Origin of the sequence: Microbacterium maritypicum (genome assembly GCF_008868125.1) — a bacterium.
GTDB classification, from domain to species: Bacteria; Actinomycetota; Actinomycetes; order Actinomycetales; family Microbacteriaceae; genus Microbacterium; species Microbacterium maritypicum.
Map to the genome: position 1 here is coordinate 340,138 of NZ_WAAQ01000001.1, position 16,676 is coordinate 356,813.

The window sequence follows — 16,676 nt, forward strand, 5'->3', positions numbered from 1 at the left end:
GGTATTTCGACGGAGAGGGTGACATGACCGAGTACGAGACGATCCTGGTCGAGCAGCGCGGACGAGTCGGGTGGATCACCCTGAACCGTCCGGAGGCGCTGAACGCGTTGAACAGCCGGCTCGCGGAAGAGGTCACCGCCGCGGCCGTGGCCTTCGACGCCGACGAGGGCGTCGGCGCGATCGTGGTGACCGGATCCGAGAAGGCCTTCGCCGCCGGCGCCGACATCAAGGAGATGGAGGGCATGTCCGCGGCGCAGATGCTCGAGACCGATCATTTCGGGGTCTGGCACGAGTTCGCCGCGGTGCGCACGCCCGTGATCGCCGCGGTCTCCGGCTTCGCCCTGGGCGGCGGATGCGAGCTGGCGATGATGTGCGACATCATCCTGGCCGCCGACAACGCGAAGTTCGGACAGCCCGAGATCAACCTCGGCGTCATCCCCGGCATGGGCGGAACCCAGCGACTGATCCGCGCGGTCGGCTACTACAAGGCGGCGGAGCTGGTGCTCTCCGGCCGATTCATGGGAGCGGAGGAGGCCGAGCGCTCCGGCCTCGTCTCCCGCGTCGTCGCGGCATCCGACCTCCTCGCCGAGGCGACGAAGCTGGCTGACACGATCGCGTCGAAGTCGCTGCCGTCGGTCTATGCCGCGAAGGCCGCGCTGGATGCGGCCATGGAGACGCCCCTGGCCGAGGGACTCGCGCACGAGAAGCGGGCCTTCGCCGCCCTGTTCGACACCGCGGATCAGAAGGAGGGCATGTCGGCCTTCCGCCAGAAGCGGTCGCCCGACTTCCAGAACCGCTAGCGCGTCGTGAACAACTCCTCGGAACAGAGTGCGCCTCGCCGGAAGCGGCTCTCAGCGCCGTGCCCGACGAGAATTCCTGCGGAGTCGTGCACCACCTCAGCCGCGGAGCGCGTCGACGATCTTCGCGATCCGGCGCTCGCGCGTCGCTTCCTGCTTGGCCTCGGCCACGCTGCGCGCGTGCTCCTTGCGCACGGTGTACGACAGGGCGTCGAAGGCCGCGCGCACAGCAGGGTCGGCATCGAGGGCCGCGGCGAGTCCCGGCGGTACCTCGACCGTGCGCTCGGCCGAATCCACCCGGATCACGGCGTCGACCTCCTGGCCGATCTCGAGCCCCAGGTCGGCACGCACGGCTTTGCTGAAGCCGATCATGTTCTCGCTGCCCATCCGCGCCAGGCGCAGGCGGGCGGTGCGTCCGCCGACGGTGACGGCCACGGGGAAGGCCTTGCCGGCACCGAGGGAGGCGACCTGCTCATCCGTGAGGAGGATCGCCGCAGCGGGGCCACGGCCGGTGAGGACGGTGTGCAGGCGCAGTTCGCTCATGCCGAAAGAGTACGCCCGGGACCCTCGAGTTCGGCGGTGAGAATCGCGTTGCGCTCCGTGATGAGGCGGCGCATGTACTCCCGCATGAACAGCGCGTCGACGAGCCGGCCGAGCGGGCCGAACGGCGAGCGGAAGGTCACCGTGTCGTGCATGAGCGTGCCGGACGGGTGCTCCTCGAACCGGTGCTCGTGCAGGAACGCCGCGAACGGGCCCGAGATCTGCCGGTCCGAGAATCCGTTCGGGGGATCGATGTCGAACACGATGGAGCGCAGCCGGAACGGGACGCCGAAGTGGCGTGCCCGCCAGGTCGCGGTCGTGCCCTCGGTGAAGACGCCGCCGGCCGGTGCCTCGATCATCGTCTCGCCGAATCGGGCCATGCTCTTCACGTGCAGTGCAGGGTCGAGCGAGGCGGCGAACACCTCGGCGGGGGCCGCACCGATGACCGTCTCGAGTGCGAACCGGGCCATGTCAGAGGGCTTCGGGCTGCGGACGCGGATCGGCGAAGTCGCCCGCGTCCTTGCGCAGCCTGGCCACGATCGCGACGAGTTCGGCCGCGTCGTCGCGGCTCAGACCGGGCTGGGCGAAGACATCGGCGTTGAGGGCATGGGTGGCGCGCTCGACCAGTTCCCGGCCGGACTCGGTCAGGACCAGGAGCGCGGCGCGTCCGTCGTGCGGGTGCGGTTCACGCGCGATCAGGCCGTCGCGCACCAGCCGCTCCGCCGTGCTCGTGACCGTGGTCGGGTGTACCTGCAGTCGGGCGACCACGCTCGAAAGCGGAAGGCTCCCCGCGCGGCTGAAGGCCAGCAGGCGCAGCACCTCGTAGCGGGCGAAGCTCAGAGCGAAGGGCTTGAGGGTCGCATCGACGCGGGCGAGCAGCAGCTGCTGGGCGCGCATGACGGAGGTGACCAGGGCCATGCCGTCGGCGGCATCCGTCCATCCGTGCGCGAGCCACTGCCGCTTCGCCTCGGCGAGCGGATCGATGGGGAGCGGACGGGGTCGGGCCATTTCTCTACGGTAGTGGCGGGAGGGTGGGGTGCGGCGACGGCGCGCGACGCATCCTTCGCTGTGGCCGCTGAGTCTCAGTCGCATGTGAGCTGGAACTCAGTATCGCGGTCTAGAATTGCAGCAGTCGTGAGGAGCAATCGATGAAGATCTTCGTCCTGGTCAAAGAGGTGCCGGACACCTATGGCGATCGCAAGCTGAATCTCGAGACCGGACTCGCTGATCGCGCGGCGGGGGATGTGGTCCTCGACGAGATCACCGAGCGCGCTCTCGAAGTCGCCCTCAGCTACGCCGACAAGAACGACGGCACCGAGGTGGTGGCCGTCTCGATGGCTCCGGAGGGCTCGACGGCCTCCCTTCGCCGGGCGCTCGCGATCGGTGCCGGCTCCGCCGTGCACATCGCCGACGAGCAGCTCGCCGGTGCCGACCTCGGCCTCACCGCCGAGGTGCTGGCCGCGGCGATCCGCCGCGGCGCCCCCGACCTCGTGATCACCGGCAACCTGTCTACCGACGGCTCCGGTGGTGTGATCCCCGCGATGATCGCCGAGCATCTCGGGTTCGCGCAGGTCACCGCCCTTTCCGCGGTGGAGATCACCGCAGACGGCGTCTCGGGAGTCCGAGGCGCGGACGCCGGCAGCCAGCCGGTCTCAGCGCCGCTGCCCGCCGTGATCTCGATCACCGAGGCGCTCCCCGACGCCCGATTCCCCAACTTCAAGGGGATCATGGCGGCGAAGAAGAAGCCGCTCGAAGTGCTCTCGCTCGCCGACCTCGATGTGTCGGCAGATCCGTCCGCCGCCCCGCGGACCATTATGACGACCGTGTCGGAGAAGCCCCCGCGGGCTGCCGGCGTGAAGATCACCGATGAGGGCGACGCGGCCGACAAGCTCGTCGACTACCTCGTGCAGAACAGGCTGGTGTGAGATGACTTCCTCCGAGAACCCGATCCTCGTCCTCATCGACGTCGATCCTTCCGGCTACGTCGCGAGCAGCACGGCGGCGCTCCTCGGCGCTGCTTCCACGATCGGCTCGCCCGTGGCTCTGATCGTCGGCGGGAGCCCCGCCGCGGTGGACCAGGCTGCCGCGGCAGGAGCATCCGTCGTGCTGACCGCCGACGGCGACCCCGCAGCGCTCACCGTGCCGATCGTGGACGCCCTGCAGGCCGCAGCCGCGCAGGTGCGCCCCGACGCCGTGCTGATCTCGAACTCCATCTCCGGTCGTGATGTGGCCGGACGCTTCGCTGTGCGCACGAAGAGCGCGCTGTCGGTCGACGCCGTCGGGGTCTCACGCGACGACGAGGGAGTGCTCGCGCATCACTCGGTCTACGGCGGGGCGTACCTCGTCGACTCGGCTCCCACCTTCGGCACCCCCGTGATCACGGTGCGTCAGGGCGCGGTGGATGCGCGTGCCGAGGCCGTGCCGTCGCACTCGGTCGAGGTGCTCGATGTCACGCCGTCCGGGGCCGTCGCGGCGACGGCAGGTCCGGTCGAGGCGGTCGAGGTCGCCTCCTCCCGTCCCGAGCTGCGCGGAGCGACGCGCGTCGTCTCCGGCGGTCGGGGCCTCGCGTCCAAGGAGAAGTTCGTGCTCGTCGAGGAGCTCGCCGACGCACTCGGCGCGGCCGTCGGCGCCTCCAGGGCAGCCGTCGACGCCGGGTACATCCCGCAATCGCACCAGGTCGGTCAGACCGGGGTGTCGGTGTCGCCGCAGCTGTACGTCGCGCTCGGCATCTCCGGAGCGATCCAGCACCGCGCGGGCATGCAGACGTCGAAGAACATCGTCGCGATCAACAAGGACCCCGAGGCGCCGATCTTCGACGTCGCGGACTTCGGCATCGTCGGCGACGTGTTCGCCGTGGTCCCGCAGGTGATCGCCGCCCTCGAGGCGCGGAAGAAGTAGCCATGGCGACGCGGATGCTGCGACGCGGTCTGCCGCGCGTGCCGGGTGGAGAGCCCTGGCCTCCCGCTGATGCGGTGGCCGTCGACGCGGCCGCAGCGGAACCGGAGGCCGGTGCGGCCCCGGAGCCGGTGGCGCACGCGGTGACGCCGGCTGCGGTCGCCGCGGTCGACACCGGGGTGACGACCGGTGCGGTGGATCCGGCACGGGCGGACGCTCCCGCGCCGCCCACGGAAGCCGCTTCTCCGGCGACCTCCGGAGCACTGCGCATCCGTCGCGGTCTGCCGCGGGTCTCGGGCGGCGAGCCCTGGCCGCCGTCGCAGACCCCCGCCGCCCTCGCTGCCGCGGCCCCCGCTCCGCACACGACGACGGCGGAACCGGCCGCAGAGGCAGCATCTCCCGTGTCGACGGCGATGGCGACCGCGCCGGAGGCGGCCGCCGCATCGACCGCCCCCTCGTCCGCAGTCGCCGAACCCGAGGCGCAGCCCGCCGCGGCCGGCGGTGTCCGTCGTGGCCTGCCCCGAGTGGTCGGTGGCGACCCCTGGCCGCCCGCGGACACTGTTCCGCTCGTGCGGACAGCCGCAGGATCCGCTCTTCTCGAGCCCGTCGCCTCCGAGAGCACGCCCGCTGCCGCCGTGGAAGCGACAGCCGTGGAAACGCCCGCAGCGGCCGCGACCGCCGTGGCCGTCGCCGGCTCTGCTCCGGCCATCGCCGACGTCTCGACGCCTCTGCCCTGGACCCGCACGGTGTGGAACGGGCGCGCACCGCGTCACATCCTTGCCGCACCGGCGCCGGCAACCGTCCGCCGTCGTCCGACCTGGACGCAGGCGATCGGCGTGCTGTTCGGCGCCGCCGCGCTCGGAGTGCTCGCAGGAGCGGCGATCGCCTTCGTGCGGACGCTCCTGAGCTTCCCGTTCATGCAGGACTTCCTCGCAGCCTTCCCTGGCGAGTACGAACCCGCGATCGCGGTCGAGCCCGGGTTCTCGCCCTGGATCGGCTGGCAGCACTTCTTCAACATGTTCCTGATGGTGCTGATCATCCGCTCGGGCCTGCAGGTGCGCACCGAGAAGCGGCCGACCGTGTTCTGGACGCCCCGGGGCAACCCCAAGGGGAAGATCAGCCTCAACCTCTGGTTCCACCAGTCGCTCGACATCCTGTGGCTCGTGAACGGCGTGATCTTCGTGGTCCTTCTGTTCGTCACCGGGCACTGGGTGCGCATCGTGCCGACGAGCTGGGAGGTGTTCCCGAACGCGCTGTCGGCGGCACTGCAGTACGTCTCGTTCGACTGGCCGCACGAGAACGGCTGGAACAACTACAACAGCCTGCAGCAGCTCGCCTACTTCGCGACCGTGTTCATCGCCGCACCGCTCGCGGCGATCACCGGGTTCCGCATGTCGGGGCTGTGGCCCAAGAAGGCCGAGAAGCTGTCGAAGGCGTACCCGGTCGAGTGGGCGCGGGCGCTGCACTTCCCGATCATGCTCTACTTCGTGGCGTTCATCATCGCCCACGTCGCGCTCGTGATGCTGACCGGATTCCTGCGCAACCTGAACCACATGTTCGCGGCGCAGGATGCGGTCACCTGGACCGGATTCTGGGTGTTCGTCCTCTCGCTCGTGGTGATCGCGATCGCGTGGGTGGCCGCCCGCCCGCTGGTGCTCGCCCCCATCGCGAAGGCGTTCGGGAAGGTCTCCGGACGCTGAGCCGGAGCTAGCCTGAGGGAGTGAGTGACAGCATCGACATCGAGACCTTCTGGCGACGGGCGAGGGCGGCTGATCCCCGCCTGCCCGAAGCGCAGCCGGAGGCGTGGGGTTTCGGTGCCACACCGCAGCAGGCCGACGAGCTTCTGGCGCTGGTGATCAGCGGAGTGAAGGTGGGTACCGCCTCCGCGCTGTGGGACTACGAACAGGCCGGGGAACCGCTGCCGCGCGTGGGCGAGCTGAGCATACTCCTCGACGGTGCCGAGGTGCCGCGAGCCGTGATCGAGACCGTCGCGGTCGAGGTCGTGCCGTTCGACGAGGTCGATGAAGAGCACGCTTTCGCCGAGGGCGAGGGCGACCGCACGCTCGCGCACTGGCGTGAGGTGCACGAGCGCTTCTGGCGACTGCACTCCGAGAACCCCCGCGGATACGAGCCGGACATGCCAGTGGTGTGCGAGCGATTCCACCTGCTCCTCCCGTCGGATGCCGCGACTGCACCCACACGGTGAAGGATCATTCTCGACGACGGAAGGAAGATCATGGCCGAGGCGTACATCATCGATGCGGTCCGCTCCCCGGTCGGACGGCGCGGCGGATCGCTCTCCGGCATCCATCCGGCTGATCTCGGCGCGCACAGCCTCCGCGCGCTGGTTGATCGGGTCGGGATCGACCCCGGGGTGATCGACGACGTGGTGCTGGGGGCGATCGACGCGATCGGCGGACAGGCGGGGAACGTGGCACGCACCGCCGCCCTGGTCGCCGGATTCCCCGAGCATGTGCCCGGTGTCACGATCGATCGCCAGTGCGGATCGAGCCAGCAGGCCGTGCACTTCGCGGCGCAGGCCGTGAAGAGCGGCGTGAACGACCTCGTGATCGCGGGCGGTCTGCAGAACATGTCGCAGGTGCCCCTGCTCGCTGCGGCCATCGTGGGGGAGGCCTACGGATTCACCACCCCGTATGCGGAGTCGCCGGGGTGGCGCGAGAGGTACGGCGACCAGGAGATCTCGCAGTTCGCTGGTGCGGAGCTGATCGCCGAGAAGTGGGACATCTCCCGCGAGGAGATGGAGCAGTTCGCCCTGGAGAGCCACCGCCGCGCGGCCGTCGCGCAGGACGAAGGTCGCTTCTCGAACGAGATCGCCCCGCTGAACGGTCTCGACCACGACGAAGGCGTGCGCCGGGACACGACCCTGGAGCGGATGGCACAGCTCGCGCCGCTCAGGGAAGGCGGACGGATCACGGCCGCCGTGTCGTCGCAGATCAGCGATGCCTCCAGCGCCGTGCTCATCGCGAGCGCACGGGCCGTGCGCGAACACGCACTCACGCCGCGCGCACGCATCCATCAGATGACGGTCCGCGGCGCCAGCCCCGTGCTCATGCTCACGGCGCCCATCCCGGCGACCAGGCACGCTCTGGAGCGTGCGGGGCTCGGCATCGGCGACATCGACCTGTTCGAGGTGAACGAGGCTTTCGCTCCCGTGGTCCTCGCCTGGATGCGCGAGCTCGACGCCCCCTACGAGAAGGTCAACGTCAACGGCGGCGGCATCGCGCTCGGCCACCCGATCGGTGCGACCGGCACGAGGCTGCTCGCGACCATGCTGAACGAACTCGAGCGCACCGGCGGACGCTACGGCCTGCAGGCGATGTGCGAGGGCGGTGGTGTCGCGAACGTGACGATCATCGAGCGCCTCTGACCTGCCGTCGCGCGAGCACCAGCGCAGACAGCGAGAGCGGGCCGCCTCCCCGGGGAGACGGCCCGCTCTCGCGTGTGCGATCGATCAGGGGCGGACGAAGCGGACCTCGGTCAGCGTCTCGCCCAGGAACGGCTCGGTGTGCGATGCGCCGTCGAGGCGGAAGCCGTTGCGCGCGTAGAACCGGTGCGCGCGGGGGTTGTCCTCGGCGACCCACAGATACAGCGGCTCGTCCTTCTCGACGGCCGCGTCGAACAGCTTCTGGCCGATGCCGGTGGAGTGCCACGCATCGAGCAGGTAGATGAAGTAGAGCTCGCGGAACGCGGGAGCGTCCTTGTCGCGCGCGGGACCGGAGCCGACGAAGCCGACGATCTCGCCGTCGACGAGCGCGGCGTTCATCGTGAACTCGGGGCCCTGCGAGGCCCAGTGCGTCCACAGCTCGGCCATGCGGCGGGGCGAGACCTTCTCCAGCGCCGCCTTGCTGATCAGGTGGTCGTAGGTCTCGTGCCAGCACTGCGCGTGCACGCGACCGAGGGCTTCCGCATCCACATCACGGACCGGACGGACGATGACTTCAGGCTGGGCTTCGGCGCTCATGTTCGTGACTCTACGCGCGGCGTCCACGAAGAGGAAATCGAGTGGATGTTCGATGACACCCGATGCGCGGGCATGGAGGGTTCGCACAACGATGTTCGCCGATCGTGCGCTCCTGGCTACGATCGATCCTCGTGAACGTGATCTGGCGGACCCTCCTGGTAATCCTCGGCGCTCGCCGCCGCGTGCGACGGGGGAAGACCCTCGATGCGTCGGCGGTCAGCAGCATCCGCCTGACCACGCTGCCGACCGACATCGATATCCTGCGCCACATGAACAACGGGCGCTACCTGTCGCTCTTCGACCTCGGACGCTGGGATCTGCTGATACGAACCGGGCTGTTCGACGCGATGAAGGAGCACGGCTGGTACGCGGTCGTGTCCAGCGAGACCGTGACGTTCCGCAAGTCGCTGCAGCTGTGGCAGCGCTTCGACGTGCAGTCGCGCTTCATCGGCCACGACGACAAGGCGGTGTTCCTCGAGCACAGGGCCGTCGTCGACGGAGAGATCTACGCGCGGGTGATCGTGCGCTCGCGCATGCTGCGCCGTACCGGGGGCACCGTCAGCAACGAAGAGCTGTTCGCCGCCGTGGGCAAGCCCGAAGGCGTGCCGGAGATCGATGCGTGGGTTCACGACTGGGCCGCGGCGTCCGCCCTCCCTCCCGTGCGGGTGAAGGCTCCGAGCGTCTGGGGGTGAAAGAAGCGACGGGGTAGCCGCCCCGGGACGGGCCTGTATACCGTGCAAACCAGAGCACGGACCTAGGCTGAAATCCATGGCTGACTCCCTGTCGGATGCCGTGGCATCCGCACCCCTCGCAGACCGTGCCGTCGAGCTCGCTCGTCGGTGGGCGATCGAGGCCGCGGCGATCGAACCCGACCCTGCCGCCGCCCGGCTCGCCGGGGTGCTGCAGGACGTCAACGGTCTGCCGTTCACGCTCGGCTTCGTCGACGGCGTCATGCGCCCGGAGAGCCTCACCGCCGCGGCCTCGCAGCTGCACCGGATCGCCCCGATCGTGCCTGAATTCCTGCCCTGGTACCTGCGCTCGGTGGTGCGTCTCGGCGGCGGTGTCGCGCAGATCCTGCCCTCGCCCGTGGTGCCGATCGCCCGCTGGGTGCTCCGCGACATGGTCGGCCACCTCGTCGTCGACGCGCGCCCAGCGAAACTCGGAGCGGCGATCGAGCGGATCAGGGCGAACGGCTCCCGTCTCAACCTCAACCTGCTCGGTGAGGCCGTGCTCGGCGAGACGGAGGCGCGGCGGCGGCTCGACGGCATCCACGCGCTCATCCAGCGCCCGGATGTGGACTACGTCTCGGTCAAGGTCTCGGCGATCATCAGCCACCTCTCGATGTGGGCGTTCGAGGAGGTCGTCGACGAGGTGGTCGCTCGCCTCCTGCCGCTGTACGTCACCGCAGCGGCCGACGGCACCTTCATCAACCTCGACATGGAGGAGTACCGCGACCTCGACCTCACGATCGCGGTCTTCACGCGCATCCTCGAAGACCCGCGCCTGACCGGGCTCGAGGCCGGGATCGTGCTGCAGGCCTACCTGCCCGACGCCCTGCCCGCCCTGCAGGAGCTCACCGCCTGGGCGCAGGACCGCGTCGCGCACGGCGGCGCCCGCATCAAGGTGCGACTCGTCAAGGGCGCCAACCTCGCGATGGAGCACGTCGAGGCGCGCATGCACGGCTGGACGCCCGCGACCTACGACACCAAGCTCGACACCGACGCCAACTACCTGCGCTGCCTGGACTGGGCGCTGCAGCCCGAGCGCGCCGCGGCCGTGAAGCTCGGCGTCGCGGGGCACAACCTCTTCGGCATCGCCTACGCGTGGCTGCTGGCGGGGGAACGGGGTGTGCGCGAGGCCGTCGAGTTCGAGATGCTCCTCGGCATGGCACAGGGACAGGTGCAGGCCGTCTCGCGCGAGGTCGGCCCGGTGCTGCTGTACGTGCCGGTCGTGGAGCCCGCCGAGTTCGACGTGGCCATCAGCTACCTGGTGCGCCGGCTCGAGGAGAACGCCTCGTCGGAGAACTTCCTCTCCGCCGCGTTCCGCCTCGGCGAGGACGAGTCGCTGTTCGTGCGGGAGCATGACCGCTTCCTCGATGCGCTCGACAGAGCGGGCGACCCCACGCTGCGTATCGGGCCGCGTCGCACGCAAGACCGCAGCGCGCCCGTGCACGAGTCCGTGCGGACGGCCCCCGCAGCCGCGATGCCCGAGACCGAACTCACCAAGGCGGTGCTCGGCATCTCGCGCGGCTCCGACGACGGAGGACGGGAGGCGTTCCTCGAGACCGCCGTGTACTCCGCCCGTGAGCTGGATCAGGATGCCGGCGGAGCGCCGGGCTTCTCGAACACCGCCGACAGCGACCCCGCCCTCCCTGCGAACCGCGAGTGGGCGCGTGAGGTGCGCGAGCGCATCCCCGCATCCGACCTCGGCGCCGCCACGATCACGGTCGCGCGGGTCTCGGATGCGGAGGATCTCGAACGGATCGTGCAGGGCGTGCATCGCGCGGCCCCGTCTTGGGGCGTGCGGCCCGCCGCCGAACGCGCCGAGGTGCTGCTGCGCGCTGCGGCCGCGCTCGAATCGCGCCGGGGGGATCTCATCGAGGTCGCGGCCTCCGAGACGGGCAAGGTCTTCGCCGAAGCCGACGTCGAGGTGAGCGAGGCGGTCGACTTCGCCCGCTACTACGCGGCCAAGGCGCGCGAGCTCGACGCGATCGCCGGAGCCGTGTTCGTCCCGGCGGCGGTCACCGTCGTCGCACCGCCCTGGAACTTCCCCCTCGCGATCCCCGCCGGTGGCGTGCTCGCCGCGCTCGCCGCAGGTTCCGGCGTCGTCTTCAAGCCCGCGCCGCAGGCCCGCCGCTGCGCTGCCGTGATCGCCGAGACCCTGTGGCAGGCGGGGGTGCCGCGCGACCTCCTCGCACTCGTCGACATCGAGGAGGGCGAGCTCGGGCGCGCGCTCATCACGAACGACGCCGTCGATCGCGTGATCCTCACCGGAGCGTGGGACACGGCCGCGCTGTTCCGTTCGTGGCGGCCCGACCTGCCGCTGCTCGCCGAGACCAGCGGCAAGAACGCCATGATCATCACCCCGTCGGCGGATCTCGACCTCGCCGTCGCCGACCTCGTCAAGAGCGCCTTCGGGCATGCCGGGCAGAAGTGCTCGGCGGCGTCGCTGGTGATCCTCGTGGGTCCGGTCGGACGCTCGGCTCGGTTCGCCCGCCAGCTGGCCGACGCCGTGCGCTCGCTGCACGTCGGGCAGCCGACCGATCCGTTGGCCGAGGTGGGCCCTGTGATCGAGCGGCCTCACGGCAAGCTCGCCTGGGCGCTGAGCGAGCTCGAAGGCGATGAGCAGTGGCTGATCGAGCCCGCGCTCGCACCGGGAGACGACGGCAGCGGGCGGCTGTGGCGGCCCGGCATCCGTGTCGGTGTGCAGCCGGGGTCGCGCTTTCACGCCGAGGAGTTCTTCGGACCGGTGCTGGGGGTGATGCACGCGCCGACGTTCGCGCGCGCCGTGGAGATGCAGAACGCCGTCGCCTACGGGCTCACCGCAGGTCTGCACACCCAGGACCCGGAGGAGCTGTCGTACTGGCTCGGACGGGTGCAGGCCGGCAACCTCTACGTGAACCGGGGCATCACCGGGGCGATCGTGCAGCGCCAGCCGTTCGGCGGGTGGAAACGTTCCTCGGTCGGTCCCGGTGCCAAGGCCGGTGGCCCGAACTACCTCATCGGCCTGGGGTCGTGGCGTTCGCAGCCGGGCGGACCGGCCTCCAGCACCCTGCATCTGCGGGGGCTCGACTCCCGCATCACGGCCCTGATCGAATCGGCCCAGTCGTCGCTCGCCTACGAGTCGTTCGAGTGGCTCCGGCGCTCCGCGCTGTCGGATGCGCTCGCCTGGGACCGGGAGTTCGGGCAGGTGCGCGACGTCTCGCGTCTGGGCGTGGAGCGAAACCTCTTCCGCTACCGGCCGGTGCCCGTCGAGGTTCGCGCGACCGACGATGCGGCTCTGCAGGACCTGCTGCGCGTCGTGATCGCCGGAGTGCGCTCGGGTGCGAAGTTCGTCATCTCGACACCGGTGGGGGTGCCCGCCGACGTGCGTCGAGCCCTCAGCGACCTCGATGCCCCGGTGTTCCTGGAGAGCGACGACGAGTGGCTGCAGCGGATGCTGGGGCAGGATGATGCCTCCGACGGCGTCGCGCTGCCGGCGAGCGATCGGGTGCGGCTGGTCGGCGGCCGTGACGGGGTCGCCGCTCTTCGCGCGAAGCTCGCCACCGCCTCGGCCGGTGATCCCGATCTCGCGGTGTACGACGGCGAGGTGACGGCCGCCGCGCGCATCGAGCTGCTGCCGTTCGTGCACGAGCAGTCGATCTCGATCACCGCGCACCGTTACGGCAACCTCGACCCGTGGAGCAGCGACGTGATCTGATCTTCGTGTAAAGAATTCTTGACACACCTCCGGCGTCGACGTACGCTGAGCGTGTCAACAATCTTTTACATCGGAGTCGTCATGGTCTTTGAAGAACGCAACGCCTGGGCCGGGCTGATCGTCAGCCCCATCGTGATGGTCGCGTACGTCGTGCTGGTGCTCCAGAACGCCGGGGGAGGCCCGCTCACCGACGTCGATTGGTTCCCGCTCATGCTGTGGGTGATCGGTGGGGGCATCGTCGCCACGATCGTGGTCAGCATCGGCTGGGGGCTCATCGCCGGGATCAAAGACCCCGACGGCGTCGGTCGCTCCGACATCCGCGACCGCGACATCAGCCGGATGGGCGGCCGTGTGGAACAGGGCTTCGTGGTGATCGCCGGACTCGGCGTCATCGCGCTGTGCGCGGTCGGCGCCGATGTCTTCTGGATCGCGAACACGATGTTCGCGGGCTTCGCGGTGTCGGCCTTCATCGGCTGCATCGCCCGGGTGATCGCCTACCGGCGGGGCCTCGTCTGATGGTCAAGCCCACCCGCGTCTCGAACACCATCCGCATGCATCGCGAACAGGCCGGACTCACCCAGGCCGAGCTCGCGCGCACGGTCGGCGTGACGCGCCAGACGCTCATCGCGATCGAACAGCAGAAGTACTCGCCGACGCTCGAACTCGCATTCCAGATCGCCCGCGCCTTCGGCGTCGGCCTCGACGACATCTTCGAATACCCCGACACGTCAGGAGCAGCATCATGAACCGATCGATGAAGGCGTGGAGCCGAGAGACCTACGGTTCGGCCGACGGCGTCGCGCTCGAGCGCATCCCGGTGCCCGTGCCCGGTCGCGGGGAGGTGCTGCTGCGAGTGCGCGCCACGGCCCTGAACGCGGGCGATGTGCGCCTCCTGCTCGGGGATCCTCTGCTGGTGCGGCCGGTGTTCGGCATGACCCGTCCCAAGTACCCCGTGCGCGGCATCGAGGTCGCCGGCACCGTGGTCGCCGTCGGTCCCGACGTCGTCGGCGCCGAGATCGGAGAGGAGGTCGTCGGCGAGCTGGTCGGCGGTGGCGGGCTCGGAGAGCACGTGACCGTACCCGCGTCGCGACTCGTGCCGATCCCCACCGGCGTCGAGCCGGAGGCCGCCGCATGCCTCCCCGTCGCGGGAGGAACCGCGTGGCAGGCGCTGGATCTCGCCGGGTTGGGCATCTCGGAGGGCGTTCGTTCCGGCGGTGCCACGCCGCGGGTCCTGATCATCGGCGCCTCCGGAGGCGTCGGCACGTTCGCGGTGCAGCTCGCGGCCCTTCGTGGCGCCGAGGTCTGGGCGAGCTGCCGTGACCGAAACGCTCCCCTGGTCGAGCAGCTGGGCGCCGTGCGCACGTTCGATCACCGGGTGTCGCCGCTGAGCGCGCTACCGGACGGGCGATTCGACGTGATCATCGACATCGCCGGAGGCATCCCGCTTCGAGAGCTGAAGCGCCTGGTGGTTCCCGGCGGCAACGTCGTGCTGGTCACGGGTGACGGCGGACACGTGCTCGGTCCTCTGCCGCGGATGCTGCGCGCCGTGTTCCTGTCTATCGGCTCGCGGAGCATCCGACCGCTCGCCGCGTCGCCCCGCGCCGAGGTGCTGGCGAAGCTCCTCGAGCTCGTCGCCGAAGGTCGCGTGGTGCCGGTGATCGAGCGCGAGTACCCCTTCGGCGAAGCATCCACCGCCCTCGCGCGGCTGGAGGCCGGTCACACCGTCGGCAAGGTCGTGGTCACCGGCTCCTGATCCCGCCCGGATGGGGGTGGCACCGCACGGCGCTCTGGCGGCGCACAGGGGGCGGGTGACACAATGGACCTCGGCGTGCCCGAGTCGCATCTTCCCCGAAGCCCGCTCTGAACGAGTGAAGGGTCGAAGGACCGCCGGGCCCCTGGACAGCGTCCGCCGCGCCCGTCCTCCGAGGAGAGCACCCATGTCGACGCCTGAAGCCGCCGTCTCCACCGCCCCCGCCCGCACCGCGCACCACCGCCGCTATCTCATGTGCAAGCCGGAGCACTTCACCGTCAACTACTCCATCAACCCGTGGATGGAGCCGACGAAGCCCACCGACACCGCCAACGCGGTGGCCCAGTGGCAGAAGCTCTACGACCTCTACATCGAGCTGGGCCACGAGGTCGAGCTCATCGAGCCGCTCGCCGGGTACCCCGACATGGTCTACACGGCCAACGGCGGTTTCCTCATCGACGGCCGCGCCTACGTGCCCGAGTTCCGCTTCGTCGAGCGCCAGGGCGAGTCGCCGGCCTTCGCCGAGTGGTTCCGCGCCGCGGGGTACGACACCGTGATGCCGAAGGAGGTCAACGAGGGCGAGGGAGACTTCCTGCTCGTCGGCGACGTGATCCTGGCCGGCACCGGTTTCCGCTCCACGGGCGACAGCCACCGCGAGGTCGGCGAGGTCTTCGGTCGCGAGGTCGTCTCGCTCAACCTGGTCGACCCGCGCTTCTACCACCTCGACACCGCGATCGCCGTGCTCGACCCGGTGCAGGGCACGGAGAACGGCGGCCCGGAGCGCGCGAACATCGCCTACCTCCCCGGTGCCTTCGACGACGCGAGCCGCGCCATCCTCGAGGAGCGCTTCCCCGACGCGATCCTGGTGTCGGACGAAGACGGTTCGGTGTTCGGCCTGAACTCGGCGAGCGACGGCTACAACGTGGTCATCTCGCCGCGTGCGAAGGGCTTCGAGAAGCAGCTGCGCGAGCGTGGATACAACCCCATCATGGTCGACCTGTCCGAGCTGCTGCTCGGCGGCGGCGGCATCAAGTGCTGCACACTCGAACTGCGGGGTGCGAAGTGACCGCGCTCGACGAGACCACCGCGACAGGCGCCGAGCCGCACGTCGCACACAACTACCACCCGCTGCCGGTGAACATCGCCCGCGCGGAGGGGGCATGGGTGACCGACGTCGAGGGCAAGCGCTACCTCGACCTGCTCGCGGCGTATTCGGCCGTGAACTTCGGCCACCGGCACCCGGCCCTCGTCGCGGCGCTCACCGAGCAGCTCGGACGGGTGACGCTCGTCAGCCGTGCGTTCCAGAGCGATCGGCTCGAACCGTTCGCCGCGGCGCTCGCCGAGCTTGCCGGCAAAGACCTCGTGCTGCCGATGAACACGGGAGCCGAGGCCGTCGAGACCGGCATCAAGGTCGCCCGCGCATGGGGCTACCGGGTCAAGGGCATCCCCGAGGGCAAGGCGCGCATCATCGTGGCTGCCGGTAACTTCCACGGCCGCACGACCACGATCGTCAGCTTCAGCGACGACGAGACGGCCCGCGACGACTTCGGCCCCTACACGCCGGGCTTCGACGTCGTGCCGTACGCAGACGCGGAGGCCATCGCCGCGGCCATCACCGACGAGACGGCGGCCGTGCTGGTCGAGCCGATCCAGGGCGAAGCCGGCGTCGTGATCCCGCCGGAGGGGTACCTGCGCCGCATCCGCGAGATCTGCGACGAGAAGAACGTGCTGTTCATCGCCGACGAGATCCAGGCCGGACTCGGGCGCGTGGGCGAGACGTTCGCCTGTGACCGCGAGGGCGTCGTGCCCGATCTCTACCTGCTCGGCAAGGCGCTCGGCGGCGGCATCCTCCCGGTCTCGGCCGTGGTCGGCGACGCCGATGTGCTCGGCGTCATCCGTCCGGGCGAGCACGGCTCTACCTTCGGCGGCAACCCGCTGGCTGCGGCCGTGGGCCTGCGCGTGGTCGAGATGCTGCAGACGGGCGAGTTCCAGGAGCGGGCGCGTGCACTCGGCGCCCATCTCGAGCAGGCGCTGCAGCCGCTGATCGGCCACGGCGTCACCGCGGTGCGCATCGCCGGGCTCTGGGCCGGTGTCGACGTCGATCCCGCCAAGGGCACGGGTCGCGAGATCGCCGAGAAGCTCCTCGAACGCGGCGTGCTCGTGAAGGACACGCACGGACAGACCATCCGCATCGCACCGCCGCTCGTGATCCGCGCGACCGAACTCGACTGGGCGGTGGAGCAGCTCAAGCTCGTGCTGGGCGCCTGATCAGGCGTATCCCGCCTCCGCGTAC

At 70.1% G+C, this 16,676-nt stretch carries 17 protein-coding genes; 13 read left to right on the plus strand and 4 right to left on the minus strand.

Annotated elements, in window-relative coordinates; genetic code table 11:
- Positions 1-23: 23 nt before the first annotated feature.
- A complete protein-coding gene (locus F6W70_RS01665; RefSeq protein WP_127483066.1) occupies positions 24-800 on the plus strand; it encodes an enoyl-CoA hydratase-related protein in 777 nt (258 codons plus the stop codon).
- Between the two features lie 96 nt (positions 801-896).
- Here F6W70_RS01665 and F6W70_RS01670 read toward each other — a convergent pair whose 3' ends face one another.
- From F6W70_RS01670 to F6W70_RS01680, 3 genes are read right to left on the minus strand one after another with little or no spacing between them, the layout of a single operon-like run.
- On the minus strand, positions 897-1,340 hold the full coding sequence (locus tag F6W70_RS01670) for a YdeI/OmpD-associated family protein (RefSeq protein ID WP_055866074.1): 444 nt from the start codon (positions 1,338-1,340) through the stop codon (positions 897-899).
- Positions 1,337-1,807: an SRPBCC family protein gene (locus tag F6W70_RS01675; protein WP_151485756.1), complete on the minus strand. Its 471-nt coding sequence runs from the start codon at positions 1,805-1,807 to the stop codon at positions 1,337-1,339. The genes F6W70_RS01670 and F6W70_RS01675 overlap by 4 nt, the downstream gene beginning before the upstream one ends.
- 1 nt (position 1,808) lies before the next feature.
- Positions 1,809-2,345 (minus strand): MarR family winged helix-turn-helix transcriptional regulator, encoded by a 537-nt coding sequence (locus tag F6W70_RS01680; RefSeq protein ID WP_151485757.1) that lies wholly within the window; start codon positions 2,343-2,345, stop codon positions 1,809-1,811.
- A 140-nt stretch (positions 2,346-2,485) separates the two neighbouring features.
- Between F6W70_RS01680 and F6W70_RS01685 the strand changes: the two genes are divergently transcribed.
- From F6W70_RS01685 to F6W70_RS01705, 5 genes are read left to right on the plus strand one after another with little or no spacing between them, the layout of a single operon-like run.
- Positions 2,486-3,262 (plus strand): electron transfer flavoprotein subunit beta/FixA family protein, encoded by a 777-nt coding sequence (locus tag F6W70_RS01685; protein ID WP_017829470.1) that lies wholly within the window; start codon positions 2,486-2,488, stop codon positions 3,260-3,262.
- A 1-nt stretch (position 3,263) separates the two neighbouring features.
- Complete coding sequence (locus tag F6W70_RS01690) at positions 3,264-4,235, plus strand: electron transfer flavoprotein subunit alpha/FixB family protein (RefSeq protein ID WP_055866071.1); 972 nt, start codon at positions 3,264-3,266, stop codon at positions 4,233-4,235.
- 2 nt (positions 4,236-4,237) lie between these two features.
- Positions 4,238-5,932 (plus strand): cytochrome b/b6 domain-containing protein, encoded by a 1,695-nt coding sequence (locus F6W70_RS01695; RefSeq protein WP_151485758.1) that lies wholly within the window; start codon positions 4,238-4,240, stop codon positions 5,930-5,932.
- A gap of 20 nt (positions 5,933-5,952) precedes the next feature.
- Positions 5,953-6,438 (plus strand): ASCH domain-containing protein, encoded by a 486-nt coding sequence (locus F6W70_RS01700; RefSeq protein ID WP_151485759.1) that lies wholly within the window; start codon positions 5,953-5,955, stop codon positions 6,436-6,438.
- A gap of 30 nt (positions 6,439-6,468) precedes the next feature.
- On the plus strand, positions 6,469-7,620 hold the full coding sequence (locus tag F6W70_RS01705; RefSeq protein WP_151485760.1) for an acetyl-CoA C-acetyltransferase: 1,152 nt from the start codon (positions 6,469-6,471) through the stop codon (positions 7,618-7,620).
- A gap of 84 nt (positions 7,621-7,704) precedes the next feature.
- Here the strand turns inward: F6W70_RS01705 and F6W70_RS01710 are convergent, their stop codons facing one another.
- Positions 7,705-8,214, minus strand: coding sequence for a GNAT family N-acetyltransferase (locus F6W70_RS01710; RefSeq protein ID WP_031205707.1), 510 nt, complete (start codon positions 8,212-8,214; stop codon positions 7,705-7,707).
- Between the two features lie 131 nt (positions 8,215-8,345).
- On the opposite strand from F6W70_RS01710, the gene F6W70_RS01715 reads away from it, so the two are divergent.
- The 7 genes from F6W70_RS01715 to rocD all read left to right on the plus strand — a co-directional run bounded on the left by F6W70_RS01715 (position 8,346) and on the right by rocD (position 16,651).
- Positions 8,346-8,906, plus strand: coding sequence for an acyl-CoA thioesterase (locus F6W70_RS01715; protein ID WP_031205706.1), 561 nt, complete (start codon positions 8,346-8,348; stop codon positions 8,904-8,906).
- A gap of 76 nt (positions 8,907-8,982) precedes the next feature.
- Positions 8,983-12,633, plus strand: coding sequence for a proline dehydrogenase family protein (locus tag F6W70_RS01720; protein ID WP_151485761.1), 3,651 nt, complete (start codon positions 8,983-8,985; stop codon positions 12,631-12,633).
- A gap of 81 nt (positions 12,634-12,714) precedes the next feature.
- Positions 12,715-13,149 (plus strand): hypothetical protein, encoded by a 435-nt coding sequence (locus F6W70_RS01725; RefSeq protein WP_055874546.1) that lies wholly within the window; start codon positions 12,715-12,717, stop codon positions 13,147-13,149.
- Positions 13,149-13,379, plus strand: a complete 231-nt coding sequence (locus F6W70_RS01730) for a helix-turn-helix transcriptional regulator (protein ID WP_055866058.1) — start codon at positions 13,149-13,151, stop codon at positions 13,377-13,379. Before F6W70_RS01725 ends, F6W70_RS01730 begins: the two co-directional genes overlap by 1 nt.
- Positions 13,376-14,386: an NAD(P)-dependent alcohol dehydrogenase gene (locus F6W70_RS01735; RefSeq protein ID WP_151485762.1), complete on the plus strand. Its 1,011-nt coding sequence runs from the start codon at positions 13,376-13,378 to the stop codon at positions 14,384-14,386. The genes F6W70_RS01730 and F6W70_RS01735 overlap by 4 nt, the downstream gene beginning before the upstream one ends.
- Positions 14,387-14,570: 184 nt before the next feature.
- Complete coding sequence (gene ddaH / locus F6W70_RS01740) at positions 14,571-15,449, plus strand: dimethylargininase (RefSeq protein ID WP_127483051.1); 879 nt, start codon at positions 14,571-14,573, stop codon at positions 15,447-15,449.
- Positions 15,446-16,651: an ornithine--oxo-acid transaminase gene (rocD, locus tag F6W70_RS01745; RefSeq protein WP_151485763.1), complete on the plus strand. Its 1,206-nt coding sequence runs from the start codon at positions 15,446-15,448 to the stop codon at positions 16,649-16,651. The genes ddaH and rocD overlap by 4 nt, the downstream gene beginning before the upstream one ends.
- Positions 16,652-16,676: the final 25 nt, after the last annotated feature.